This is a genomic window from Yersinia sp. 2545 StPb PI (assembly GCF_052217125.1).
GTDB lineage: Bacteria > Pseudomonadota > Gammaproteobacteria > Enterobacterales > Enterobacteriaceae > Yersinia > Yersinia enterocolitica_E.
The window spans coordinates 2507993-2531956 of sequence record NZ_JAZGPY010000001.1 but is presented as its reverse complement, the minus strand read 5'-3'; the positions used below and the strand labels follow the sequence as shown (position 1 = coordinate 2531956).

Here is a 23964-nt window from a genome sequence, read left to right as displayed (position 1 = left end):
ATGCCAATTATTCATGCTGCTAATTGTGGGTATTATGGCGCTTTCTCTCCTTTTAGACGTTTAATTGGGCAAAAATAGCATCTTATCGCTATTTTCCTAACGCTATTGAACTGAAAAGTAATTGCATTGTAAATTAATTGTGAATTAAGTCACGACCTGGCATTAATATGTTGGCTAGATTTTTCTGCTGAGTTAATTTTCTGTCAACAGAATATTATGCTTTAGGTGTTGTTTGGGGGGAGGAAGGTATGCGCATTGTCATTTTAGGAAGCGGTGTGGTGGGGGTAGCCAGTGCCTGGTACTTAGCCAAAGACGGGCATGATGTTACGGTGATTGACCGTCAGCAGGGGCCCGCGCAGGAAACCAGTGCCGGTAACGCAGGTCAGATATCGCCGGGATATGCGGCACCTTGGGCTGCGCCTGGGGTTCCTCTGAAAGCCATTAAATGGATGTTCCAACGCCATGCGCCGTTGGCAATCCACCTTGACGGCAGCAGCTTCCAGCTACGCTGGATGTGGCAGATGCTGAGAAACTGCGACACTTCCCACTACATGCTCAACAAAAGCCGTATGGTGCGTCTGGCAGAATACAGTCGCGACTGTTTAAAAGAGCTGCGTGAAGACACCGGTATTCAGTATGAAGGCCGTCAGGGGGGAACACTGCAACTGTTCCGTACCGAACAGCAATTTGATAACGCCGCCAAGGATATTGCGGTGTTAGATGATGCGGGGGTGCCATATTCACTGCTAACGGCTGATCAACTGGCAACAGTGGAACCGGCATTGGCGAAAGTAGCACATAAACTGACCGGTGGTTTACGTTTACCTAATGATGAAACCGGCGACTGCAAACTGTTTACTGAACGCTTAGCCCAAATGGCCGAGCGGGCTGGGGTTAAGTTTGTGTTCAATCGCTCGGTGGATAAATTGCTGGTGGACGGTGACCAAATCGCCGGTGTGCTGTGTGGCGACGATATTATTAACGCTGATGCCTATGTAGTGGCCTTCGGCGCTTACTCTACGGAGCTGTTAGCCGGGCTGGTCTCGATTCCTGTTTATCCACTAAAAGGTTATTCACTCACTATTCCTATTACAGATCCGGCCTCGGCACCTTTCTCCACCGTGCTGGATGAGACCTACAAGATTGCCATTACGCGCTTTGATGACAGGATTCGGGTTGGGGGGATGGCGGAAATCGTTGGATTTAATACTCAATTGGCACCAGCACGTCGTGAGACGCTGGAAATGGTGGTGGGTGATTTGTACCCTCATGGGGGCAATATCAGTCAGGCCACGTTCTGGACCGGGCTGCGCCCGATGACACCTGATGGTACGCCCATTGTCGGGCGAACCTCGCTTAAGAATCTCTATCTGAATACCGGCCATGGCACCTTGGGCTGGACCATGGCCTGTGGGTCGGGTCAATTATTGGCTGATATTATGTATGGGCGTCGCCCAGCGATTCTGGCGGATGATTTATCTGTCGCGCGTTATAGCGCGGGCTTTCGGCCACTGAATATCACGCCTTTACACGACATTCACCCTGTGCGCTAAAAGGCGCCGATTGATCATTACAGCCCACTGGCGGGCTGTAAATAATTGAATACCGCCCAAGAAGGAAAAAGCATGCCTCGCCCGATATCCGCTACGCTTCATTTATCTGCCTTACGCCATAACCTCAGTATTGTTCGCCGTCTTGCCGGGGCCGCTAAAATTTGGTCAGTGGTAAAAGCCAATGCCTACGGCCATGGTCTGGCCCGCATTTGGCAAGGGCTGGATGCAACCGATGGTTTTGCGTTATTGGATTTAAATGAAGCGATAATGTTGCGTGAACAGGGCTGGCAAGGGCCAATTTTGCTGCTTGAGGGGTTCTTTCGTGCGCAAGATATAGTCCTGATCGACCACTACCGGTTAACCACCGTGGTACACAGTGACTGGCAGCTTGACGCCATCAAAGCGGCGCGGCTGAGCACACCACTCGATATTTATTTAAAACTTAATAGCGGCATGAATCGCTTAGGTTTTCCCATCGGGCAGGCAGAGGCCATCTGGCAATGGGCTAACAGTATAAATAACATCGGCAAGGTGACGCTAATGAGCCACTTTGCCAATGCAGATAACCATATTGGTGCCAGCGAGCAATTCACGCAGATTCAGCAGGCCAGTGGGCATCTGGTGGCTGCGCGCAGCTTTGCCAACTCGGCGGCAATATTGCGCAATCCTGAAACCCACTTTGATTGGGTGCGGCCAGGTATTATCCTCTATGGCGCGTCACCCAGTGGTGATGTAAGCGATATCGCTGGCATTGGATTGCGCCCGGTAATGGAGCTGCACAGCGAAATTATCGCCATACAGACGCTCTCAGCAGGGCACAGTGTTGGCTATGGCAGCCGCTACAGTGCCACAGGCACACAGCGCATCGGTGTCGTCGCCTGCGGTTATGCTGATGGTTATCCACGGCTGGCTCCCAGCGGCACGCCCATCAGGGTGGATGGCATACTGACTCATACGGTGGGGTCGATTTCAATGGATATGCTAACCGTAGATTTGACACCCTGTCCGCAGGCGCAAATGGGGAGTAAAGTTGAGATCTGGGGGGATAATCTTCCTATCGATGATGTGGCGGCGGCGGCAGGCACCGTGGGGTATGAGTTGATGTGTGCACTGGCGAGTCGCGTTAGCGTCATCACCGAGCGCACTTAGGTTGTTTTTAGTTTATTTTCTGCAAGTTACCACGGACATGCTTACTGGCACGGCGTGCCTGCCAAGCCAGTAGACACCCTGCCAGCATTACGATGGCGAGTGATAATTTAGGCTCAATTGGTAAGGACATTGCCAGCAAGCCTAATCCAGCTCCCCCGGCCATTTGCACAAAACCCACCAGCGCGGAGGCGACACCGGCTTCATTGGCATAGGGCTCCAATGCATAACTGGTGGCTGGCCCCATCATAAAGGCTAAACCGGCACAGGCACTGGCAACGGGTAACATATACACCAGCCAGTGTTGCTGTATTTCTGCCGACAGTTGCGTCAGACCAAATAATAACCCTAGACACCCCAGCGCCATCAACAGGCTGCCGGTCATCAGGCAGGTAGGGCGGCCGATTTTTTGGATAATACGGTTAGCAATAAAACTGACCGCCATGATCCAAAAGCCATTGGCACCGAACACCAGTGAGAACTGTAATGGACTGAGTCCTGCGCCCACCATCAATACGTTGGGTGCCAGCGAGACATAAGTTAAGGCCATGCCCATAGCGCCCGCGTTCACCAGTGCGAAAATCAGAAAACGGTCATCACGTAAGATGCGCAGATAGTTCTTTATCGGCAAGCCCTTAACGGCTTGGGTACCCGCTGGCCGTGTTTCTGGCAGGAAGATAATTATCAGAATTAATACCAGCAAGCCATATAACGCCAGGAACCAGAATGGGGCGCGCCAGCCAAAGGCTTCCGCCAATAAACCACCGAGCAAGGGGGCCAATGCGGGTACGATATTTAACGTCCCATTAAGGAAACCAAAAGCGCGCGCGGCCTCATTACCGTTGAGGCGGTCACGCACCCCACTGAATGCCACCACCGCAGTACAGCAAACAGCGACACCTTGTAACAGGCGAGAACTGACAAACATCAGCGGGCTGACTGCCAGTGCAGCCATCGCGGCCCCCAGCATGTAGAGAATAATACCGATGATGGCTATGGGTTTACGCCCATACTTATCGACTAATGGCCCAGCAATCAGCTGACCAATACCCAGTACCAGAATAAACAAGGCAATAGTGGATTGAATCAGCGACTCGCTACTGTTTAGCCCCTTGGCTATCGCGGGAATCGTGGGTAAGTAGAGGTCGATGCCCAATGGGCCGAGCAGAATCAGGCTTAACAGCAGAAAAAGAAATTTTTGCATAACAAAAAAACAACATCCAGATTGCAAAGGCGACAAGAATAAAGAATTTATCGACGAATGAAAAGGTTAGCCATAGCCAACCAAACGATAGTGACAATGTCACCTATTGGTGTTCTAAATCGACTAATAGGGTACTACAACTAATAATTAATCTCTTGTTATTGATTAGCTACTGCTACTAGTCGTGCGATGCTCTAACCACTGTTCTAGTTTCACGGCAGGTAATGCCTCGGAAAAAAGAAAACCTTGGCCTATTTGATAACCTTGGCGGCTCAATAATGTACGTTGCGCCTCGTTTTCTACCCCTTCGACAATCACTGATAGTTGCAAACTTTCACCAATACGGATCACCGCCTCACTTAACGTTCGGCTGGTTTCGTCATGCTCAAGATCATGGACAAAACTTTTATCCAGTTTGATTTCATCAAGATCCAAATGGCGCAGATAACTCAGACTGGAATAGCCGGTACCAAAGTCATCCATTGATAAACGCACGCCCAGTCGATGAATTTTTTCTATAGTGGCAAAAATCGCCGGATTATTTGCAATTAATATGTCTTCGGTGATTTCCAGCGTGAGATCCTGCGGCGGCAAGTGGTAATGCTGCAAGATATGTAAAATCATGTCCGGCAAGCCTGGATTATGGAAATTGGTCGGCGATAAGTTCACTGAAACCGAGGGCACATCAATACTCCGTAAACGCCAGTCCGCCAACTGTTGACAAGCCGTCTCAATCGCCCACAGAGCCAGTTCGTTGATCAGCCCGCACTCTTCAGCAATAGGAATAAAACGCTGTGGAGGAATGTTCCCCAGTATGGGGTGAACCCAGCGACTAAGGGCTTCCACACCATATAGGTGCCCATCTTTTAACATCACTTGTGGTTGATAAAATAACTCAAGAGACCCGATATGAAATGCATGACGCAGAGCATCTTCCATATCCTGACGCTGTTGATTGAGATTATTCATCTCTGCACTGAAGAAATTGAAATGACCATGTCCCATATTCTTGGCTTTATGCATGGCAATGTCGGCGTGATTCATCAGCGCATCCATTTCTAAACCATTCTCAGGATACAAACTGATCCCGACACTGGCCGAAGGAATAATATTGACGTTGGCTATCTGACAGGGCTGAGACAGCAGACTGAGCATTTTCTCAACTTTCACGGTAGCCTGCTGCATGGTGCAGGGGGCTAAAATGATAATAAACTCGTCGCCCGATAAGCGGCCGATAATGTCACTTTTTGGCATGTCGTTGCGCAACCGTTGGGCAATCAAGGCAAGTAATTCATCACCGGCGGCCAGGCCGAGTGAATCATTAACTTGTTTAAAACGGTCCAGATTAATGATTAATACTGCCAGTGTGTAATCCATTTCAGCGGCAAGGGCGATAGCTTGTTTGGCATAAACCAGAAACTGAGTGCGGTTAGGCAAGCCAGTCAGGGAATCATAAAAAGCCAAATGCTGAATTTGCTGACGTGATTGCTCCCGTTCCATCGCCAATGAGCACAAATTTGCGATTAATTTGACCAACTGATGGTGGAACTCGCTGGGGCCTTGCACTTCTTTGTAGTAAAAGGCAAATGTGCCCAGAACATCCCCCTGGCTTGACAGAATAGGCGTCGACCAACAAGCTAACAAACCATGGGGTAGAATTAGGTGCCGATAGTTCTCCCATAATGGGTCAGTGGCAATATCATGGACTTCAACCGGTTCTTTACGAAATGCGGCGGTGCCACATGAGCCAGATACCGGGCCAATAGGCACACAGGCCAGCGCCGCAGTATAAATCAGGGGTAGGTTGGGTGCTGCGAGATGGCTGAGGTAGTTGTGCCCGCTGGCTTGCAAAATACTGGCGGTCACCTCGGGGGCAATCCGCTCAACTTCGCGGCACAGCAAAGACATCACTTCTTCCAGTGGCAGCTCTTTAACCAGTGCTTCCAGCACCTTATATTGCAACACTTCATACATTTTGGTCAGCGTGATATCAGTCAACACACCAATGCTATAACTCGGTTTACCCTGCTCATCAACTAGCGAGTTGATAATGGCGGAACACCAATGCGGCTGTTTGTCTTTGCTGTAGAATAACTCTTTGGGTAGTAATTGCTGATGTGAATTTGGCGAAGTGGAATCAATTAACCCCAGTTGTTCAGGATGTGCACTCTGGAGTAAATCGACCATGCTCTGGCCCAGAGCCTGTTCGGGTGTATAACCGAATAACTTAGTAAAACCTTGATTAATATAAACTGCTTGTTGCCCGTGATCACTATTAGCGGCAATAAACATTGCGCTGTCGCTGCGATCAGTTAATTGGGTTAAAAGTTCTACCCACTCTTGAGTGGCTTTTTGTTGCTCAATTAAAAAAGTAATGTCCTTAGCAATTTTCACCATCCGGGTAACGCTACCCCCTGGGCCTGGTACCGGTTGATAGATGGCGGCCAGCCAGACCGTGGATCCGTCTTTGTGCAATCGTTCAAAACGGCCCTCAACGGACTTCCCCGCCAGTAAAGATTTCTTCAGTGTCTGATACTCGTCGCTACTGGCATATTGTGGATGGCAAAACATAAGATGATGTTGACCAATGACTTCATCACGTTGATAGCCAAAATAATCAAGGTAGTTTTGATTAACCGCAATTATGCGACTGTTGAGATCAAACTCAATGATGGCTAATGAGCGGTCCAATGCACTTAATAACGCACTACTTTCGTCGTATTCAGACTGCGTGGCATCCTGCGATGCTGCTGTTTTTTTGGGCTTCATGATGAATTCCTATGTAAAAGAAGCGCTTGGCAGTCGTATTACGTAAATGAATTACCACTGTAACCATTGGATAGCACTATTTTTAAATAAATAAAATAGGATAAATGACAAATATTCCAATACGAATTAATAGCATCAAGATTAAAAAAATACGGCCGTCTTATTTAAGCTGGTGGTATTTCAATACATCGCTCTGTGTCCACACCATGAACATCATTGTGTTAATCAGCCAGTGATAAATAGAGGAATAAGTAATATTAAGTTTAGTCGATATCCAGATAGCTAAATGTGGGATTGATTGCTGGCACGTGACAGCAATCAATCTATTTCCGACTAAGGTCTATTTTTAAACGGTGGGATGCTTTGCTGGAAGGTAACCGGCCATTACCTGACAAAAACCTCGTCAGGCAATGGCGGATAGATAAAGGGTTATGAGTGGGTATCCATTGAGCCAAAACGACCACCGTTAAAATCAGCGATGGCCTCGATTATCTGCTGCTGAGTGTTCATCACAAATGGCCCGTGACCGATAATAGGTTCATCAATCGGCTCACCACTCAGTAGCAACAGCACTGCATCATTATTGGCCTCAATAGTTACATTGCTGCCAGCCGCATCCAGTAATACCATTTCGGCATCGCGGGCAACGGCATCGCCATTGACCAATACGGTACCACGCAACACAATTAATGCCGTGTTCCAGCCAATAGGCAGTGAAAATTCCGTACTTTTACCCTGATTCAGCCGTATATCCCAGACGTTTAGTGGTGAGAATGTCTGAGCAGGGCCATTTTTACCTGCATACTCACCGGCTATCACCCGCAGGCTGCCAGCATCTTCAGCTAGCACTACCTGAGGAATAGTTTCACTGCGAATGGCCTGATAACCAGGATCTGCCATTTTGTTTTTTGCGGGCAGATTGACCCACAATTGCACCATTTCAAAGGCACCGCCACGTTGTGCGAACATATCTGAATGAAACTCTTCATGCAGAATCCCGCCACCTGCCGTCATCCACTGCACGTCACCAGGGCCAATAACGCCGCCTTTGCCGGTGGAGTCCCGATGTTCAACTTCGCCGTGATAAACGATGGTGACAGTTTCAAAACCACGATGCGGGTGTTGCCCGACCCCCCGGCGATGTTTGGTCGGGGTAAAATCCATCGGCCCGGCATAGTCCAGCAGCAGGAACGGGCTGAGCTGTTTACCATGGCTTTGATATGAAAACAGTGAGCGAACCGGAAAACCATCTCCCACCCAATGCTGGCGAGGTGCGCGATAAATACCTTGAACTTTTTTCATCGTAAACTCCTTACAAACATCATCAATGAGGTATTGCAGCCCGGCATAACCTCTGGCCGGGCTTCATGTTGGATAAAGTATATAATTAGGATAATTTAAGCAGTAGATAGCAAAATTAGTTATCACTGTTCTATTATCAGAACAATGATGACGTTATCTTTGGCAAGTAATACAGAGGCAGGTTATGCAAGATCTTAATGATCTCTACTATTACGCAGAAGTGGTGGAACACGGTGGATTCAGTGCTGCCGCGCGGGTATTGGGTTTGCCAAAATCAAAACTGAGCCGACGGCTGGCATTGTTGGAAGAGCGATTGGGCGTGCGTTTAATTCAGCGTTCAACCCGCCGTTTTGCGGTTACCGAGGTGGGGCGTACCTACTACGAACACTGTAAAGCGATGCTGGAAGAGGCCAACGCCGCTCAGGAATCAATTGACTTAACACGGGCAGAACCCCGTGGTGTGGTGCGCATCACCTGCCCAGTGGCGCTATTACAGGCCACAGTTAGCACCATGCTGGCGGATTTCATGGTCAGTTGTCCTTTGGTGACGATTTATCTTGAATCGACCAATCGACAAGTGGACCCGATTGCTGAAGCCATTGATATTGCCATTCGGGTTCGGCCACCGCCGTTGCAAGACAGTGATTTGGTGTTGAAGGTGTTGGGTAACCGTTGTCAGTGTCTGGTGGCCAGCCCGGATTTGGTGGCACGACAAGGTATCGTCAATGTTCCGGCAGATCTGACTAGCTGGCCAAGTCTTGGCTTGGGCCGCGCGCCCCAAGAATTTATCTGGCATTTAGCCGGACCAGAGGGCGCGCATGCCGCGATTTATCACCAGCCCAGATTGGTGACGGCCGACATGACAACGCTTCGTAGCGCAGCACTGAGTGGTGTCGGGGCAGTACAGCTCCCGGTTATGATGGTGGCAGATCAACTGATGGCCGGAACGCTGATTCGCTTATTACCGGATTGGGTATTACGCCATGAGATTATTCATGCGGTATATCCATCACGGCGGGGATTACTGCCGTCTGTTCGCAGTGTGCTTGATCATCTGGCGTTGCGGTTTAGCCAACTCGAAGACCAATAGCCAAGCCTTTGCATAGCTGAGCCGCGGGTAACGCGGCAAGTTATACCGACTCAATGCTTGTGGCGGTGATGTGAATCCGGGTAATGCGGGTGAGAGTGTGCCAGTGGCTGATGTTGATGGCGATGCTTATGCACCACACCGACTGTCACAGGGAAATCATGTGCATGTTGATGATGTGCGTCATGGTGATGTTCATGTTCATGCAGCAATTCATCATGGATATGCTGATGGGCATGCTGTTCAGTGAGATGCAATGCGATCCCTACAGCCATCAGGAGACCCGCCACGACGAGTGGTATAGTGACAGTGTCACCCATAATAACGGCCAATACAGCCCCTAAAAATGGGGCAATAGAGAAATAAGCACCAGTGCGAGCAGTACCAAGATGGCGCAGGCCGATAACAAAGAGTGCCAAACTCACGCCATAGGCAAAAAATCCCAGCAGAAGGGCACCGGCCAGATTTGTCAGTGGTGGCAATGTTGCGCCGAGGACAAAAGCCAGCCCGAGATTGACGATACCGGCAACCAGTCCTTTGACTGACGCAATCCAGGTGGCATCCGTCAATGAAACCTTACGGGTCAGATTGTTATCAATCCCCCAGGCAAAGCAAGCACCCAGAATTGCCAGTGTTGGCCACCATCCGGCAAAACGCGCTTCACCCGGCCAACTTAAAATAGCTGCACCGGCCACAATCACTATCATGCCAAGGGCGATGCGACGGTCAAAATTCTCTTTAAACGCGAACCAGGCCAGTAGGGCGGTAAATACCCCTTCGGCATTAAGCAATAATGATGCGCCAGATGCAGGCATACCCGTTAGCCCTATCATCAGCAGAACCGGGGCAACAATCCCTCCAGCCGTAATGGCACCAATAAACCACCGCCGTTCGTTGCGAGGTAGGCTCACGGCTGCTGCTTGGGTGAGCAGACGATAGAGCGCCAGACCGGCACCTGAGCCAAAATAGAGCAGGCCCGCCAGTAGCCATGGACTGACCGTATTGAGTAACTGTTTTGCCAGCGGGGTTCCAGCACCAAACAGCACCGCAGCACTTAATGCGGCTAATACACCGGGCTGTCGTAATCCATCATGCCATTTCATCGATTCAACTCTGAAAATAAGGTCGTAGTGGCAATTTTAGCCCATGAAAAAGCCGGGAAACCATTCCTGTCATGGAAAAAGTTGACCGGCTAATTTTAGTATTAATTATCAACGGTTTGTTTGTGGAACAACTCACGGAATACCGGGTAGATATCTTCAGGTTCTCGGATGTGTTGCATGGCAAAGTTGTCAAATTTTGCCTGTAAGTCTTCATATTCCCGCCACAGAGTCTGGTGTGCGCGCCGGGTTATCTCGATGTAGCTATAGTAACGCACCATTGGCAGGAGCTTTTGGGCCAGTAACTCATGACACAGTGGTGAATCATCGGCCCAGTTATCGCCGTCTGAGGCTTGGGCTGCATAGATATTCCACTGCGTTGGGTCGTAACGTTCCTGAACCACTTCTTCCATCAATTTCAGGGCACTGGAGACAATTGTTCCGCCGGTTTCCTGCGAATAGAAGAATTCTTGCTCATCAACTTCTTTCGCTTGAGTATGGTGACGGATATACACGACATCAACGTTTTTATAGGTACGGCTCAGGAACAGATAAAGCAGGATGTAGAAGCGCTTTGCCATGTCCTTGGTGGCCTGATCCATCGAACCTGACACATCCATCAGGCAGAACATCACCGCCTGGCTGGATGGCTCAGGACGCCGTTCATAGTTCTTATAACGTAAATCGAAGGTATCGATAAACGGAACCCGCGCGATTTTTTGCTTTAATTCAGCAATGGCTTTACGTACACGTTCTTCTTCCAGCAATTGTGCTGGTTCCGTGTTTTCCAGTACGTTCAGCGTTTCTTCCAATTCGCGTAACTCACGGCGCTTACTGGCTGTCATGGCGGTACGACGCGCCAGTGAGTTTTGCAGTGAGCGCACCACGCTGATATTGGCGGGCACGCCATTCGAGGTATAACCCGCACGATGGGTTTTGAATTCGGTCAACTGCTTATACTGATTTTTCTTCAGATTGGGCAGCGCAAGGTCTTCAAACAGTAAGTCGAGGTATTCATCTTTGGAAATCTGAAAGACAAACTCATCCTCGCCTTCACCGTCCTGACCGGCATTACCCTGACCACTGCCGCCGCCTCCACCGCCACCTTGAGGGCGCTCCACTCGGTCATTGGTGACAAAATGGTCATTGCCAGGATGTACCCGGTGGCGTAACCCACCACGGCCCTGATGGAACATCGGCTCATTGATATCATCAATAGGTATCGAAACTGACTCGCCGCTCTCAATATCAGTAACTGATCTTTTATTGATGGCATCGGCAATCGACTGTTTAATTTGCGACTTATAGCGGCGCAAAAAGCGCTGGCGATTGACCATGCTCTTATTCTTGCCGTTAAGTCGTCTGTCAATAAAGTAGCCCATATATCCCCCAAACGACTTTGTCACTGTCCCTGCATCTTTCACGCGGTAGCTGTGTTGGCTGCCATCACTCACCCCAGTCACTTAGTAGACTAAGCTCCTGGGGCTTCGTTCAGTTGCCGCCTTGCTACAACGTGAAATCTATTGGGTCTATACCTACGATTCCGTAGTGAATCGGTAAATGGGTTATGACGATTTTCTCACCCGCAGATACCATTCACACAGCAAACGAACTTGCTTACGGGTATAGCCTTTCTCCATCATCCGATCGACAAAATCATCATGTTTTTTCTGCTCATCCGTTGAGGTCTTGGCATTAAAGGAGATAACCGGCAGTAACTCTTCGGTGTTAGAGAACATTTTCTTCTCGATAACCGTGCGCAGCTTCTCGTAACTGGTCCAGTTTGGATTACGGCCATTGTTATTGGCTCTGGCACGCAACACAAAATTGACGATTTCATTACGGAAATCTTTCGGGTTGCTGATACCCGCTGGCTTTTCAATTTTCTCCAGTTCAGCATTCAGTGATTCACGGTCAAACAGTTGCCCGGTGTCAGGATCACGGTACTCTTGATCCTGAATCCAGAAATCGGCGTAGATAACATAACGGTCAAAAATATTCTGACCATACTCAGAGTAAGACTCCAGATAGGCGGTTTGAATCTCTTTACCAATAAATTCAGCATATTTCGGGATTAAATAGCCTTTCAGGTGTTCGAGATATTTCTCCGCAACATCTTGTTGGAATTGTTCGCGTTCGATCTGCTGTTCCAGTACGTAGAACAGGTGCACCGGGTTAGCAGCCACCTCAGCGTGGTCGAAGTTAAATACTCTGGAGAGGATTTTAAAGGCAAAACGAGTAGAAAGGCCGTTCATACCTTCATCAACCCCAGCGTAGTCGCGATATTCCTGATAAGACTTGGCTTTAGGATCGGTATCTTTCAGGCTCTCACCGTCATACACCCGCATCTTAGAGTAAATACTGGAGTTTTCTGGCTCTTTCATCCTTGAGAGAATCGAGAAGCGTGCCAGTGTTTCCAGCGTGCCAGGTGCACAAGGCGCATGGGTCAACTCACTGTGATTTAACAGTTTGTCGTAAATCTTGATCTCTTCTGATACCCGCAGGCAATAAGGCACTTTGACAATATAAACACGGTCAAGGAATGCCTCATTATTCTTGTTATTACGGAATGTTACCCACTCGGATTCGTTAGAGTGCGCGAGAATTATACCGCTGAATGGCAGGGCGGATATCCCCTCGGTTCCGTTATAGTTCCCTTCTTGTGTCGCGGTCAGTAGTGGGTGCAGCACCTTAATTGGGGCTTTGAACATCTCGACGAATTCCATGATCCCCTGGTTAGCACGGCATAAAGCACCGGAATAACCATAAGCATCGGGATCGTTTTGGGCGTGATTTTCAAGTTTACGGATATCAACTTTACCGACCAGTGCCGAGATATCCTGGTTGTTTTCATCACCGGGTTCGGTTTTCGCTATCGCAATTTGTTCAAGGATAGAAGGCCAGACCTTGATAACTTTGAACTTGGTAATATCACCGCCAAAATCGTGCAGGCGTTTTGCCGCCCATGGCGACATAATCGTACCGAGATAGCGGCTTGGGATACTGTATTCTTTGGCCAGAATCGCCGCATCTTCCTGCGGATTGAACAGACATAACGGGTGGTCATTGACCGGGCTACGTTCACCGTTAGCACTTAAAATATAGATAGGCACCCGTTGCATCAGGGCTTTCAGTCGTTCAGCCAATGATGACTTACCACCACCCACGGGACCCAGCAAATACAGGATCTGTTTCTTCTCTTCCAGCCCTTGGGCGGCGTGTTTGAGATAGGAAACGATCTGCTCTATGGCTTCCTCCATGCCATAAAACTCTTCAAAAGCAGGGTAGCGAGCGATAACCCGATTAGAGAACAGTCGAGACATGCGGGACTCAAGCGCGGTATCGACCATGACTGGCTCACCAATAGCCATCAGCAGACGCTCAGCCGCATTAGCATACGCGCTGCGATCTTGCTGGCAGATTGTGAGGAACTCCTGGAGTGTGAACTCTTCGTCCTTGGCCGCCTCATAGCGCTGGCGATAGTGATCAAATATGTTCATAGCGATGCCCGTCCTGTTTGAATGGTTGGGAACATAAAATAGTAGTAGCGCTTTATTGGGTTAAAATTTTGAAACTACTACCTTATTGTTATGGCCGTGTCTCCTCCAAAGGTCAAGTTAAGCCAGACCACAGATTTGCCACCCCTCAAACAATAAATAACCATTATTTGGTAATTAAATCTATTTATTATTAGATTGGTAGTGTTTTGTATATGATTGCTTGAACTTATCTATTTGAATATCTCGATATTTTATTGTAATCAAATCTACGTAAATTTTTAGGTTGTCAGCCTCTTGGTTATCGGCGATAAGTTATACAAGCAATATCGATATCTGGCTGACATGTGTAAAGATTTCGCCACGGGCAACCAATTGATTTACACTAAGTTAACTAATTATTTTGTTACCAATGGGATTTAATCCGTGAAAAAACATTCTTTAAAAGCCAAGCAAATAAAAACACTGGCTGCTTTAGCAGTCGCTACGGCCGTTTGCATGCCGACGGCAATGGCAGGGACCTGGTCTTTGGGGGCTTCTGCGTTAGTCAGCCCAGACCCTTATCGGGGTAAGAATGACCGTGTCTATCCGGTACCTATCATTTCTTATGAAAGCGATAATTTCTACTTCCGTACCTTAGCTGCGGGTTATTACCTGTGGAAAGATGACAATAATCGCTTATCAATCGATGCTTATTACTTACCGCTGCACTTTACGCCAGGTGACAGTGATGATCAGCAGATGAAGCAGTTGGATAAACGCCGCAGTACCATGATGGCGGGGATGTCATATTCTCATATTGAGGATTGGGGGACGTTGCGCGCTATGTTCTCTGGCGATGTGCTGGATAATAGTGGTGGTTTTATCGGCGATTTGGCTTACCTTTACCGCTTTAACGTCGATAGCTGGACGCTGACGCCGGGGGTAGGTTTTAACTGGAACAGTGGTGATCAAAACAGTTATTACTATGGCGTGAGCGGTGCTGAATCTGCCCGTAGTGGCTTGGCGCAATACAACCCAAGTGATAGCTGGTCGCCATATCTTGAGTTGTCGGTGAACTACAACATCAATCCGAATTGGAATGCGTTCTTTACCGGCCGCTATGTGCGCCTGGCCAGTGAAGTGAAAAATAGCCCAATGGTTGATGCATCTTACAGCGGCGTGTTGTGGACCGGCGTGACCTATACTTTCCGCTAATTAATGACGCGGTAATGTTGAGCCATAAAAAATGGGGCATAGCGCCCCATTTTTGTGCCTAACGACATCTGGAACGTTAGCTATTTTTACGGCTACGGATGGTCATGGCAAGACGCGCCGGGGCGTCAAGTGTTGCCACCAACGGCTTATTCACTCGCGCTGTTTCCACGCAAACCATGGTTTTAAAACCCTCGTTTGGCATATCAACCATGCTACTAGACAACTCTGCACCTGGATTCCATGCCACTACATCACTTTGGTGATGATGATGTACTTCAATGGTGCGTTTGAGCGCCGCATCTTTGATCAAGCTATAGGCTTCGGGTTGTGTGTAGATACGGTCAGTCTGGCCGTTGAACACTAAATCGCCTTGTTGTGTGGCATCGGCAATTTTTAGCACTTTATCGAAGTATTTCTCACCCAGGCCACTGACTTTAATCTGGTCGATGTCGCCAATCTGGAAGTAAGTATGTAGCGCGGCTACTGCCTGATAATCACCGTGTGATTCCAGCTCCATTTCGCACTCATCACCTAGCTTGAAGCGGGCAATCAATGTGAAGGCATGCGGCCAGTATTTACGGGATTCATCACTGTCTTCCAGTGTGAAGGTCAGGATAACTCCATTCTCGTTTTCATCATGGGCACTGAGAGTCCATGGTAGTAGACGGGCAAAACCATGAGAAGGTTGTGCTGATGGACCAAACCAAGGCCAACAGATTGGCACGCCACCACGAATAGCGACGCCATCTTTAAACGGCGTGTTATTGCTCAGCCAAATGATAGGTTGCTCACCGCTAGGTTGATAGGCCAGCAAATGAGCGCCTTGTAGGCTTACTGCGGCACGCACCTTCGGATGAGAAACCACCACTACCGGCAATTCATCCAGTTGGCGTTGGCTGATGTAAGACGAAATTTGTTCAACAACAGGTAGGGTGAATACTTTCTCGTTCATTCGTTTGGCCTTATGGGAAAGGGAGCAGGGATCCTTTGAATTTCAGACTCTCGATAATATCACAGGCTGTAAATCTTGTAGCAAATGGACGACACCGTAGTGGTGAATCATTGATATTGCGCAATTTATTATAGCTACAAATAAAAAAGCCACCCGAAGGTGGCTTTTGGCAGAAATCTACATCAATCCATTATTACTTGGAGATGTGAGAGATCAGGTCCAGAACTTTGTTTGAGTAGCCAGTTTCGTTATCGTACCAAGAAACCAGTTTCACAAAGTTGTCGTTCAGCGCGATACCGGCTTTAGCATCGAATACTGAAGTCAGTTTTTCGCCGTTGAAATCGGTAGAAACAACGTCGTCTTCGGTGTAGCCCAGAACGCCTTTCAGCTCGCCTTCTGAAGCCGCTTTGATAGCAGCACAGATTTCTTTGTAAGAAGCTGGTTTTTCCAGACGTGCAGTCAGGTCAACAACTGAAACGTTAGGAGTAGGAACGCGGAACGCCATACCTGTCAGTTTGCCGTTCAGTGCTGGGATAACTTTACCAACTGCTTTAGCGGCACCAGTAGAAGAAGGGATGATGTTCTGGGATGCGCCACGACCGCCGCGCCAGTCTTTATGAGACGGGCCATCAACAGTTTTCTGCGTTGCAGTAGTTGCATGCACAGTGGTCATCAACGCTTCAACGATACCGAACTTGTCGTTGATAACTTTAGCCAGTGGAGCCAGGCAGTTAGTGGTGCAAGAAGCGTTAGAAACGATTTCCTGACCCGCGTATTCTTTGTGGTTGACGCCCATAACAAACATAGGGGTGTCATCTTTAGAAGGACCAGTCAGAACCACTTTCTTAGCACCGGCAGCGATGTGCTTACGTGCTGTTTCGTCGGTCAGGAACAGGCCAGTTGCTTCAGCAACAACGTCAACGTTAACTTCGTTCCACTTCAGGTTAGCCGGATCTCTCTCTGCGGTAACACGGATGGTTTTACCGTTAACAACCAAGTGGCCGTCTTTTACTTCTACAGTACCGTCGAAACGACCGTGGGTAGAGTCGTATTTCAGCATGTACGCCATGTATTCAGCGTCCAACAGGTCGTTGATTGCAACGATTTCGATGTCAGAACGTTCCTGAGCAGCACGGAAAACAATGCGACCGATACGGCCAAAACCGTTGATACCTACTTTGATAGTCATATATTCCACCAGCTATTTGTTAGTGAATAAAAGGTTGGTTGTAAAATTACAAAAACCTTGCCGAGCGTCAAGCGGAATCGTGTCAATTATTGCTACAAATCAAACCAACGACGTTAGATCGAACATTAATCACGCGTTTCCAGATACGATTAGCCTCATTTTTATATTGGGGCGAATTATTCAGTTTAAAGTGAGAATCGGTAATATTTGCGATTTTTATCGCATTTATACCCAAAATGATTGGCGTTGCAGGTAGGCAGCTAGCGAACGAATCCCGATGAGCTTACATTAGTAAGTGATTCGGGTGAATGAGCGTAGCTAACAACCCTGCCGCGTCAAGTATAAAGGGTATATGCGGTTGTCACTTTGATGGCATACAGTTTAGGACAATTTTAACTGCTTTGTTGTTAATTTTTTGTTATTATTAAACGTTGTTTTCGTTGACTTTATTCCCTGCCAGAGAACCGCACAAATGGCTAAAGAACTGAACTCTACACCCGATATTGAGAAACTGTCCGATATTCAGCGTCATGTCACCCAGCAGCGCGGGACAGAAGCCCCGTTTAGTGGCAAATTGCTGCATAACAAACGCGATGGCATCTATGAGTGTCTGTGTTGTCATCAACCTTTGTTTATCTCAGAGTCGAAATTTGACTCTGGCTGTGGTTGGCCGAGTTTTTACCAACCTATCAAAGATGACTCTATCCGCTATATTGATGATAATTCACACAATATGATTCGAGTTGAAATTCGTTGTGGTAATTGTGATGCTCACTTAGGCCATGTTTTCCCCGATGGGCCGCAGCCTACGGGCGAGCGCTATTGCGTGAACTCGGCGTCATTGAATTTTGTTGATGACCAGAATGGCGAGCAGATTGCCGGTTGATACTCAACGATTATGCATGTTGAAAAATCGATTCAGCTTATTATTCGTTTTGCTAAGGATACTTTGATGGAGCTTGAAGACCTGATTTCAGTGATGACACCTGAAATTTATCAACGTTTGATGCAAGCGGTTGAGTTGGGTAAATGGCCGGATGGTGTGGCACTGACACCTGAGCAGAAAGAGAATAGCCTGCAAATGGTAATGCTATGGCAAGCCCGTCACAATGAGGATGCTCAGCATATGAGTATTGGCACTGATGGCCAAATTGTGATGAAAACCAAGCAAGAATTGAAACAGCAATTCAGCCAGCCAACATTGGTAAAACTGAAGCCAGAATAGGGCTGTTACCCACAAGATTTATCAAAATCAGCGGAGCCGAGTGAGGCTCCGTTGGTGCTATTTTTATTGCCAGTTATTTGCTTGCTGAATCCATTTCAGCTAGCCACTGTGCCAGTGTTTGTAAGCTTGCCCCTGCTTTATGCATCGTATTTAGGGCGTGTTGACTGTCATGCGGTTGTAGGTTGACCCCGCGACAACCGTCACTGATGACCGTTGTTTGATAACCCAGAGCTAATGCATCCAAGACGCTATATTTCACACAATAATCAGTTGCCAGCCCCATAATGAACAAACGATCTATCCCTTGCTGCCGTAACCACTCATCCAAAGGGGTTTTTGCTCGCCGACCATTGTCAAAAAAAGCGCTGTAGCTATCAATATCAGGATCTTGGCCTTTGCGGAACGTGGCATCAATTGCGTGTTGTTTCAATTGCAGATGTAAGGCGGCCCCTGGCTCATTTTGCACACAATGCACTGGCCACCAAACTTGTGGTAACCCATCCAGCTCACCTACGGTACCCGATTCCGCATTTGAATTGACGGCAAAGCTGCGGTGCCCGGCAGGGTGCCAATCCTGGCTGGCAATAATAGGTATCTTTTTGCTAAGGCAGGCATCAATAGCTTGATTGGCAATGGCAATAACCTGATCACCCTCAGTAACAGCCAGCGCCCCTCCCGGACAAAAGTCATTTTGTAAATCAATTAAAAGCAGTGCCGCATTCATTGATATTCCACCGGATCAGTTAGTGTCAGTGAGTTCACCACGCAGGTTTTGTTGCATTAACCGGCGAATGTCTTCAGGGGTTAAAGATTGACTCAATAAATAATGTAGTTTTGTCAGTGCGGCCTCGACCGTCATATCAAAGCCACTGATAACACCGGCGTGGGCCAATGCATTACCGGTTGCATAGCCTTCCATATTGACTCTACCGGAAATACATTGTGTCAAATTGACTACCACAATACCTCGCTCGCTGGCATTTTTTAACTCATCCAGTAACTCGGCTTTTTGTGGTGCGTTTCCCACACCATAAGAACGTAAAATCAGGGCTTTAACGGGCTGCAACAGGAAGTTGCGCACCACCGCGCCGGATATCCCAGGATAAATAGTCACCACACCGATCGGTTGAGGGGTGATGTTATGGACAATCAATGGCCCATTATTGGCTGGTGACTCGACCGACACCATACGCCGAATATGAATACCAGCCTCAAGCAGTACTGACAGATTCGGGGAGGCAAAAGCATCAAAACCATCAGCATGGGCTTTAGTGGTGCGATTGCCACGGAATAATTTGTTGTTAAAGAACAGACTGACTTCATTCACTGGGTGGTTCGCGGCCAGATAGAGGGCGTTAAGCAAGTTGGTTTGCCCATCAGAGCGTAACTCTGCCAACGGGATCTGAGAGCCGGTAACAATCACTGGCTTGGCCAGATTTTCTAACATGAATGACAGGGCCGAGGCTGTAAATGCCATGGTGTCTGTGCCATGTAAAATAACAAAGCCGTCGTATAAGTCGTAGTTTTGCTCAATATCGTTGGCAATATGCTGCCAGTCCTCGGGTGTCATATCTGAGGAGTCAATTAATGGCGCATATTCATGGATAGTGAAATCAGGCATTTCGGGACGATGGAACTCAGGCATCAGCGCAAGTTGGCGTTGCAGATGGCCGGATACGGGGATGTATCCATGTTCCGAGCGCTGCATACCGATGGTACCGCCAGTATAGGCAACATAAATAGATTTCTTCTGCATAAGCATGAGGGCCTGAAAAGTAGTACTGAATAAGATGAGTGAATTATAGGGAGACTGACGAGGAAAAAAAGCCCGGCGGGTGCCGGGCGGAGTATTTTGATTAATTTTCTAGCGGACATCACCACAGGTTAGGCATAACGCATAGCGATTCTGCGGGTCATTCAATGTACTGAGTAAACTTGGCTGCTCTTTCACGGCTTGCGCCATAGCAGATAGCGGGGCAGGTATCCAAGCCTGAATGGCGGCGGGTAACATGGCCTGTACCGATGCGCTCATTTGGCCGAAAATCAAGTCACTAAGACTCGGCTCATCAACAAACCAATTCAACTGCCAGGTTTTCAGTTGTGCCAGCTCCGCGACCTTCTTCACCGCGTCATCAAAGTCACCTAACTGATCCACCAGACCGTTACTTTTAGCATCAATCCCAAGCCACACATGGCCCTGTGCGATTTGATCCACTTGTTCAGGGGTTTTATGACGTGAAGTTGCGACCAGGTCAATAAAGGTCTTGTAGCCATTTTCGATATTAATTTGCATCATCTGCGAAAACTCAGGCGGCAAGTTTTTAGTAATCGAAATATCGGCTAATGGCGACGTGGCTACGCCGTCAGTATGAACACCAATACTTTCCAGTGAATTTTGGAAGGTATTAATCACGCCGAAAATACCAATCGAGCCGGTAAGGGTGCTCGGGCTGGCAACGATATAGTTAGCGGGTGTGGAGATCCAATACCCACCCGATGCCGCCATTCCCCCCATCGATACCACCAAGGGTTTATTGGCTGCGCGTAACGCCGCTAATTCTGAACGAATCAACTCAGAGGCGCTGACACTGCCCCCAGGGCTATTTACTCGCAGAATTACGGCTTTAATTTTTGGATCTAAACGCGCCTGGCGAATCTGTGCTGCCAGCGAGTCGCCACCCACGTTGCCCGGAGTTTGCGGACCATCAATGATGGCGCCGTTAGCAAAAATAACCGCTATCTGCTCGCCCTGCTGTGGTGTAGGTACCGGTTGATAGTCATAAATACTGACGTAATTAAAGTCGTTATTCTTTTTATCCCAACCAAAGGTTTTAACCAACTCGGTTTCTACCTCAGGGCGTGACGCTAATGTATCCACCAGTTTATTGTCCAGCGCATATTTTGCCGGAGAACCGCCAGCGGCTTGCAACCCACTGATAATACCCGCGGCACCTGGGAACAGTTGCTCTGGCGTTAACTGCCGGTTGGCAGCAACAGCAGTAAGATAATTTTGCCATAACCCACCAATCCAGCGGCTGTCTGCTTCACGTGCAGCCGGTGACATATCATCACGAATCATCGGTTCAACCGCGGACTTGTAGGTGCCAACCCGGAAGATATTAGTGGTGACTTTAAGTTTTTCCAGCAACGATTTGTAATAGAGGTTATTACTGGCGAAACCATGCAGATCGACCGCCCCTTGTGGCGATAGATAGATTTTATTAGCAAAGCTGGCTAAATAGTATTGGGTTTGATTATAGCTATCGCCAATTGCATAGATTGGCTTACCGCTGTCACGGAATTCCCGCAGCGCTTTACCTATATATTGCAATGAAGGTTGGTCGGCACCGGTAAAATCACTCAGTGACAGCACCAAACCGGTAATATTTTTATCGGTTTTTGCCAGACGAATAGTTTCGACAATATCAAACAGCGAGTTTTCCTGTAGGCGATTACTGGATGCCCCTAAGAACTCACGCCCCAATTGACGTAATTTATTGTTTACCGCGGGCTGATCAACCACCACGCCACTTAAATTTACCAGCAGCGCGCCTTTAACCGGTTCTGCTGGTTTACTTTGGAACTGAAGGTAAATACCCACACCGACTAAAATTAACAGTATTAAGAACAGATTAAGAATAAATTCCCTGACGAAATTAAGCAGACGCCAGGTCCACTTGAAAAAGCCAGCAATAATTCGCCACAAAGTGCGCATGTTATCTCCAACAAAACCGGGCAAGTACGGTTATCCTAATGACCTGACGAACAAATGTCAGCTTTAAATCACTGTTAAGCCTAGCCGAAAGGTCAACACTGGCAACAAAACGACAACTTATGCTACCGTGCTGAAAATGAAAATCGTTATCAGGAGAGAATGATGGATGCGTTAGAACTGTTACTTAACCGCCGTTCGGCGTCCCGTTTGACCACCCCAGCCCCAACGGGTGAGGCATTGGATCATATTATCCATGCGGGCATGCGGGCACCTGACCATGGCACATTGCAGCCATGGCGCTTTATTTTGATTGAAAATGAGGGGCTAGAACGTTTTAGTCAATTGTTACAACAAGCAGTGCAACATGATGGTGCTGATGACGCCGTATTGGAAAAAGCAAAACAAGCGCCGTTTCGTGCGCCGCTGATTATTACCGTTATTGCTCATGTCACTGAAAACCCCAAAGTGCCCAATTGGGAACAAGTGGTTTCCGCCGGTTGTGCGGTACAAGCGATGCAAATGGCCTCACTGGCTCAAGGCTTTAATGGTATCTGGCGTACCGGCTCCTGGACCCATCATCACGTGGTTCGTCAGGGGTTTGCCTGCCGTGAACAAGATGAAATAGTCGGCTTCCTTTATCTCGGCACACCACAACTGAAATCAGCGACGAAAGTGACCCCACTGGATTACACCACTTTTGTGAGCTATTTCTGATAGTTATATGGTCTATAATCAATAGGTTTCAAGGCGCCAGCGAAGCAACAAATCGCTTGGGGCCGTCTTGAACATCACAGATTATGCACTTTTATAGGAACTAAGCTGTGTTTTCGTCTGCTTTGTGACCAACCTATCTGCCCGACAGCGGCCTCTACTTACCAAGCCACGCCATAGGCGCTACCATAGGCAGTCTGGATACTAGGCCTACGAGCATAATTCCTCAATAAACTGCTTATTACTGACCATCACACGGGAGAGTGTTATGACACCGCCAGCGATACGTCTTACCCAATACAGCCACGGAGCGGGGTGCGGTTGCAAAATTTCGCCCAAAGTTTTGGATAAGATATTGCATACCGATCAGCAGAAGTTTCTTGACCCCCGGCTGTTGGTGGGGAATGAAACGCGTGATGATGCAGCAGTTTATGATATTGGCGGCGGTGTTGGCATCATCAGCACTACCGACTTTTTTATGCCGATCGTTGACGATCCCTTTGATTTTGGCCGAATTGCAGCCACCAATGCTATCAGTGATATCTATGCGATGGGGGGTAAACCCATTATGGCGATTGCCATCCTGGGCTGGCCGATAGATAAACTGACACCTGAAGTTGCCCAACAGGTTATCGAGGGCGGGCGCTATGTTTGCCAGCAGGCCGGTATTTCTCTGGCAGGGGGGCATTCCATTGATGCGCCTGAGCCGATTTTCGGTCTGGCGGTCACCGGAATTGTCAGCACTGAGCAGGTTAAGAAAAACAGTGCCGCACAGGCTGGTTGTAAGCTATTTCTGACCAAACCGCTGGGTATTGGTATTCTGACGACGGCAGAAAAGAAAAGTAAGTTGCGACCTGAACATCAAGGGGTAGCAACAGAAACCATGTGTCAGTTGAATAAATCAGGGGCGGGCTTTGCCAGTATTGCCGGTGTCACTGCCATGACCGATGTTACCGGGTTCGGCCTGTTAGGGCATTTAAGCGAGATTTGTCAAGGGTCTGGTGTTCAGGCCAAATTACATTTCTCGGCTATACCGCGATTACCGGCGGTTGAAGAGTATATTGCTGTGGGTTGTGTGCCGGGGGGAACTGGGCGTAATTTTGACAGTTATGGCCATCTGATCGGCGAGATGACCGAGTTACAGAAAACGTTATTGTGTGACCCACAGACTTCCGGTGGTTTGTTGTTAGCCGTATTGCCTGAAGCGGAGGCTCAGGTGCAGGCTATTGCGGCTCAGCACGGTATGACGCTCAGTTCTATTGGCGAGTTGAGCTCTGTGGATAACTGCCGGGCGTTGATTGAGATTACAGAATGACC

The 23964-nt window shown here is 48.2% G+C and carries 19 protein-coding genes; 8 read left to right on the top strand and 11 right to left on the bottom strand.

The window, feature by feature from the left end; all coding sequences use genetic code 11:
- Positions 1 to 248: 248 nt before the first annotated feature.
- Positions 249 to 1553 (top strand): D-amino acid dehydrogenase, encoded by a 1305-nt coding sequence (locus V1955_RS11710; RefSeq protein WP_083158977.1) that lies wholly within the window; start codon positions 249 to 251, stop codon positions 1551 to 1553.
- Between the two features lie 72 nt (positions 1554 to 1625).
- Positions 1626 to 2702 (top strand): catabolic alanine racemase DadX, encoded by a 1077-nt coding sequence (dadX, locus tag V1955_RS11705; protein ID WP_372569135.1) that lies wholly within the window; start codon positions 1626 to 1628, stop codon positions 2700 to 2702.
- A gap of 7 nt (positions 2703 to 2709) precedes the next feature.
- Here dadX and V1955_RS11700 read toward each other — a convergent pair whose 3' ends face one another.
- The 3 genes from V1955_RS11700 to V1955_RS11690 form a co-directional block, all read right to left on the bottom strand.
- Positions 2710 to 3903 (bottom strand): Bcr/CflA family efflux MFS transporter, encoded by a 1194-nt coding sequence (locus tag V1955_RS11700; RefSeq protein WP_083158975.1) that lies wholly within the window; start codon positions 3901 to 3903, stop codon positions 2710 to 2712.
- A gap of 165 nt (positions 3904 to 4068) precedes the next feature.
- Positions 4069 to 6672, bottom strand: a complete 2604-nt coding sequence (locus V1955_RS11695) for a bifunctional diguanylate cyclase/phosphodiesterase (RefSeq protein ID WP_083158974.1) — start codon at positions 6670 to 6672, stop codon at positions 4069 to 4071.
- A 429-nt stretch (positions 6673 to 7101) separates the two neighbouring features.
- On the bottom strand, positions 7102 to 7974 hold the full coding sequence (locus V1955_RS11690) for a pirin family protein (RefSeq protein ID WP_083158973.1): 873 nt from the start codon (positions 7972 to 7974) through the stop codon (positions 7102 to 7104).
- 184 nt (positions 7975 to 8158) lie between these two features.
- Between V1955_RS11690 and V1955_RS11685 the strand changes: the two genes are divergently transcribed.
- Complete coding sequence (locus V1955_RS11685; protein ID WP_372569137.1) at positions 8159 to 9064, top strand: LysR family transcriptional regulator; 906 nt, start codon at positions 8159 to 8161, stop codon at positions 9062 to 9064.
- Between the two features lie 50 nt (positions 9065 to 9114).
- Here the strand turns inward: V1955_RS11685 and V1955_RS11680 are convergent, their stop codons facing one another.
- The 3 genes from V1955_RS11680 to yeaG all read right to left on the bottom strand — a co-directional run bounded on the left by V1955_RS11680 (position 9115) and on the right by yeaG (position 13661).
- Positions 9115 to 10164 (bottom strand): DMT family transporter, encoded by a 1050-nt coding sequence (locus V1955_RS11680; RefSeq protein ID WP_442820920.1) that lies wholly within the window; start codon positions 10162 to 10164, stop codon positions 9115 to 9117.
- 101 nt (positions 10165 to 10265) lie between these two features.
- A complete protein-coding gene (locus V1955_RS11675; protein ID WP_083163664.1) occupies positions 10266 to 11543 on the bottom strand; it encodes a YeaH/YhbH family protein in 1278 nt (425 codons plus the stop codon).
- 183 nt (positions 11544 to 11726) lie between these two features.
- Entirely contained in the window at positions 11727 to 13661 is a 1935-nt protein-coding gene (gene yeaG, locus V1955_RS11670; protein WP_083158970.1) for a protein kinase YeaG, read from the bottom strand.
- A gap of 423 nt (positions 13662 to 14084) precedes the next feature.
- On the opposite strand from yeaG, the gene V1955_RS11665 reads away from it, so the two are divergent.
- Positions 14085 to 14855 (top strand): MipA/OmpV family protein, encoded by a 771-nt coding sequence (locus V1955_RS11665; RefSeq protein WP_372558945.1) that lies wholly within the window; start codon positions 14085 to 14087, stop codon positions 14853 to 14855.
- Between the two features lie 76 nt (positions 14856 to 14931).
- Here V1955_RS11665 and V1955_RS11660 read toward each other — a convergent pair whose 3' ends face one another.
- Together V1955_RS11660 and gapA are read right to left on the bottom strand one after the other, a co-directional pair.
- Positions 14932 to 15807, bottom strand: a complete 876-nt coding sequence (locus V1955_RS11660) for a D-hexose-6-phosphate mutarotase (protein WP_442820919.1) — start codon at positions 15805 to 15807, stop codon at positions 14932 to 14934.
- 193 nt (positions 15808 to 16000) lie between these two features.
- The gene (gapA, locus tag V1955_RS11655) at positions 16001 to 16996 is read right to left on the bottom strand and encodes a glyceraldehyde-3-phosphate dehydrogenase (RefSeq protein WP_032819960.1); all 996 of its coding nucleotides are present in this window, start codon (positions 16994 to 16996) and stop codon (positions 16001 to 16003) included.
- Between the two features lie 472 nt (positions 16997 to 17468).
- On the opposite strand from gapA, the gene msrB reads away from it, so the two are divergent.
- Positions 17469 to 17882 (top strand): peptide-methionine (R)-S-oxide reductase MsrB, encoded by a 414-nt coding sequence (gene msrB / locus V1955_RS11650; protein WP_083158967.1) that lies wholly within the window; start codon positions 17469 to 17471, stop codon positions 17880 to 17882.
- A gap of 66 nt (positions 17883 to 17948) precedes the next feature.
- Positions 17949 to 18221 (top strand): YeaC family protein, encoded by a 273-nt coding sequence (locus tag V1955_RS11645; protein WP_083163662.1) that lies wholly within the window; start codon positions 17949 to 17951, stop codon positions 18219 to 18221.
- A 73-nt stretch (positions 18222 to 18294) separates the two neighbouring features.
- Here V1955_RS11645 and pncA read toward each other — a convergent pair whose 3' ends face one another.
- From pncA to sppA, 3 genes are all read right to left on the bottom strand, one after another.
- Complete coding sequence (gene pncA, locus V1955_RS11640; protein WP_442820918.1) at positions 18295 to 18945, bottom strand: bifunctional nicotinamidase/pyrazinamidase; 651 nt, start codon at positions 18943 to 18945, stop codon at positions 18295 to 18297.
- A 15-nt stretch (positions 18946 to 18960) separates the two neighbouring features.
- Positions 18961 to 19977 (bottom strand): asparaginase, encoded by a 1017-nt coding sequence (gene ansA, locus V1955_RS11635; RefSeq protein WP_083158965.1) that lies wholly within the window; start codon positions 19975 to 19977, stop codon positions 18961 to 18963.
- Positions 19978 to 20085: 108 nt separating this feature from the next.
- Positions 20086 to 21936: a signal peptide peptidase SppA gene (gene sppA / locus V1955_RS11630; protein WP_442820917.1), complete on the bottom strand. Its 1851-nt coding sequence runs from the start codon at positions 21934 to 21936 to the stop codon at positions 20086 to 20088.
- 162 nt (positions 21937 to 22098) lie between these two features.
- Between sppA and V1955_RS11625 the strand changes: the two genes are divergently transcribed.
- Both V1955_RS11625 and selD read left to right on the top strand, forming a co-directional pair.
- Entirely contained in the window at positions 22099 to 22650 is a 552-nt protein-coding gene (locus tag V1955_RS11625) for an NAD(P)H nitroreductase (RefSeq protein WP_442821439.1), read from the top strand.
- Between the two features lie 265 nt (positions 22651 to 22915).
- Positions 22916 to 23962: a selenide, water dikinase SelD gene (gene selD / locus V1955_RS11620; protein ID WP_442820916.1), complete on the top strand. Its 1047-nt coding sequence runs from the start codon at positions 22916 to 22918 to the stop codon at positions 23960 to 23962.
- Positions 23963 to 23964: the final 2 nt, after the last annotated feature.

What these genes read in the sequence shown, in the direction of transcription:
- V1955_RS11710 (WP_083158977.1), top strand. Translation starts at nt 249, where the DNA reads ATGCGCATTGTCATTTTAGGAAGCGGTGTGGTGGGGGTAGCCAGTGCC.
- dadX (WP_372569135.1), top strand. Translation starts at nt 1,626, where the DNA reads ATGCCTCGCCCGATATCCGCTACGCTTCATTTATCTGCCTTACGCCAT.
- V1955_RS11700 (WP_083158975.1), bottom strand. Translation starts at nt 3,903, where the DNA reads ATGCAAAAATTTCTTTTTCTGCTGTTAAGCCTGATTCTGCTCGGCCCA.
- V1955_RS11695 (WP_083158974.1), bottom strand. Translation starts at nt 6,672, where the DNA reads ATGAAGCCCAAAAAAACAGCAGCATCGCAGGATGCCACGCAGTCTGAA.
- V1955_RS11690 (WP_083158973.1), bottom strand. Translation starts at nt 7,974, where the DNA reads ATGAAAAAAGTTCAAGGTATTTATCGCGCACCTCGCCAGCATTGGGTG.
- V1955_RS11685 (WP_372569137.1), top strand. Translation starts at nt 8,159, where the DNA reads ATGCAAGATCTTAATGATCTCTACTATTACGCAGAAGTGGTGGAACAC.
- V1955_RS11680 (WP_442820920.1), bottom strand. Translation starts at nt 10,164, where the DNA reads ATGAAATGGCATGATGGATTACGACAGCCCGGTGTATTAGCCGCATTA.
- V1955_RS11675 (WP_083163664.1), bottom strand. Translation starts at nt 11,543, where the DNA reads ATGGGCTACTTTATTGACAGACGACTTAACGGCAAGAATAAGAGCATG.
- yeaG (WP_083158970.1), bottom strand. Translation starts at nt 13,661, where the DNA reads ATGAACATATTTGATCACTATCGCCAGCGCTATGAGGCGGCCAAGGAC.
- V1955_RS11660 (WP_442820919.1), bottom strand. Translation starts at nt 15,807, where the DNA reads ATGAACGAGAAAGTATTCACCCTACCTGTTGTTGAACAAATTTCGTCT.
- gapA (WP_032819960.1), bottom strand. Translation starts at nt 16,996, where the DNA reads ATGACTATCAAAGTAGGTATCAACGGTTTTGGCCGTATCGGTCGCATT.
- msrB (WP_083158967.1), top strand. Translation starts at nt 17,469, where the DNA reads ATGGCTAAAGAACTGAACTCTACACCCGATATTGAGAAACTGTCCGAT.
- V1955_RS11645 (WP_083163662.1), top strand. Translation starts at nt 17,949, where the DNA reads ATGGAGCTTGAAGACCTGATTTCAGTGATGACACCTGAAATTTATCAA.
- pncA (WP_442820918.1), bottom strand. Translation starts at nt 18,945, where the DNA reads ATGAATGCGGCACTGCTTTTAATTGATTTACAAAATGACTTTTGTCCG.
- ansA (WP_083158965.1), bottom strand. Translation starts at nt 19,977, where the DNA reads ATGCAGAAGAAATCTATTTATGTTGCCTATACTGGCGGTACCATCGGT.
- sppA (WP_442820917.1), bottom strand. Translation starts at nt 21,936, where the DNA reads ATGCGCACTTTGTGGCGAATTATTGCTGGCTTTTTCAAGTGGACCTGG.
- V1955_RS11625 (WP_442821439.1), top strand. Translation starts at nt 22,099, where the DNA reads ATGGATGCGTTAGAACTGTTACTTAACCGCCGTTCGGCGTCCCGTTTG.
- selD (WP_442820916.1), top strand. Translation starts at nt 22,916, where the DNA reads ATGACACCGCCAGCGATACGTCTTACCCAATACAGCCACGGAGCGGGG.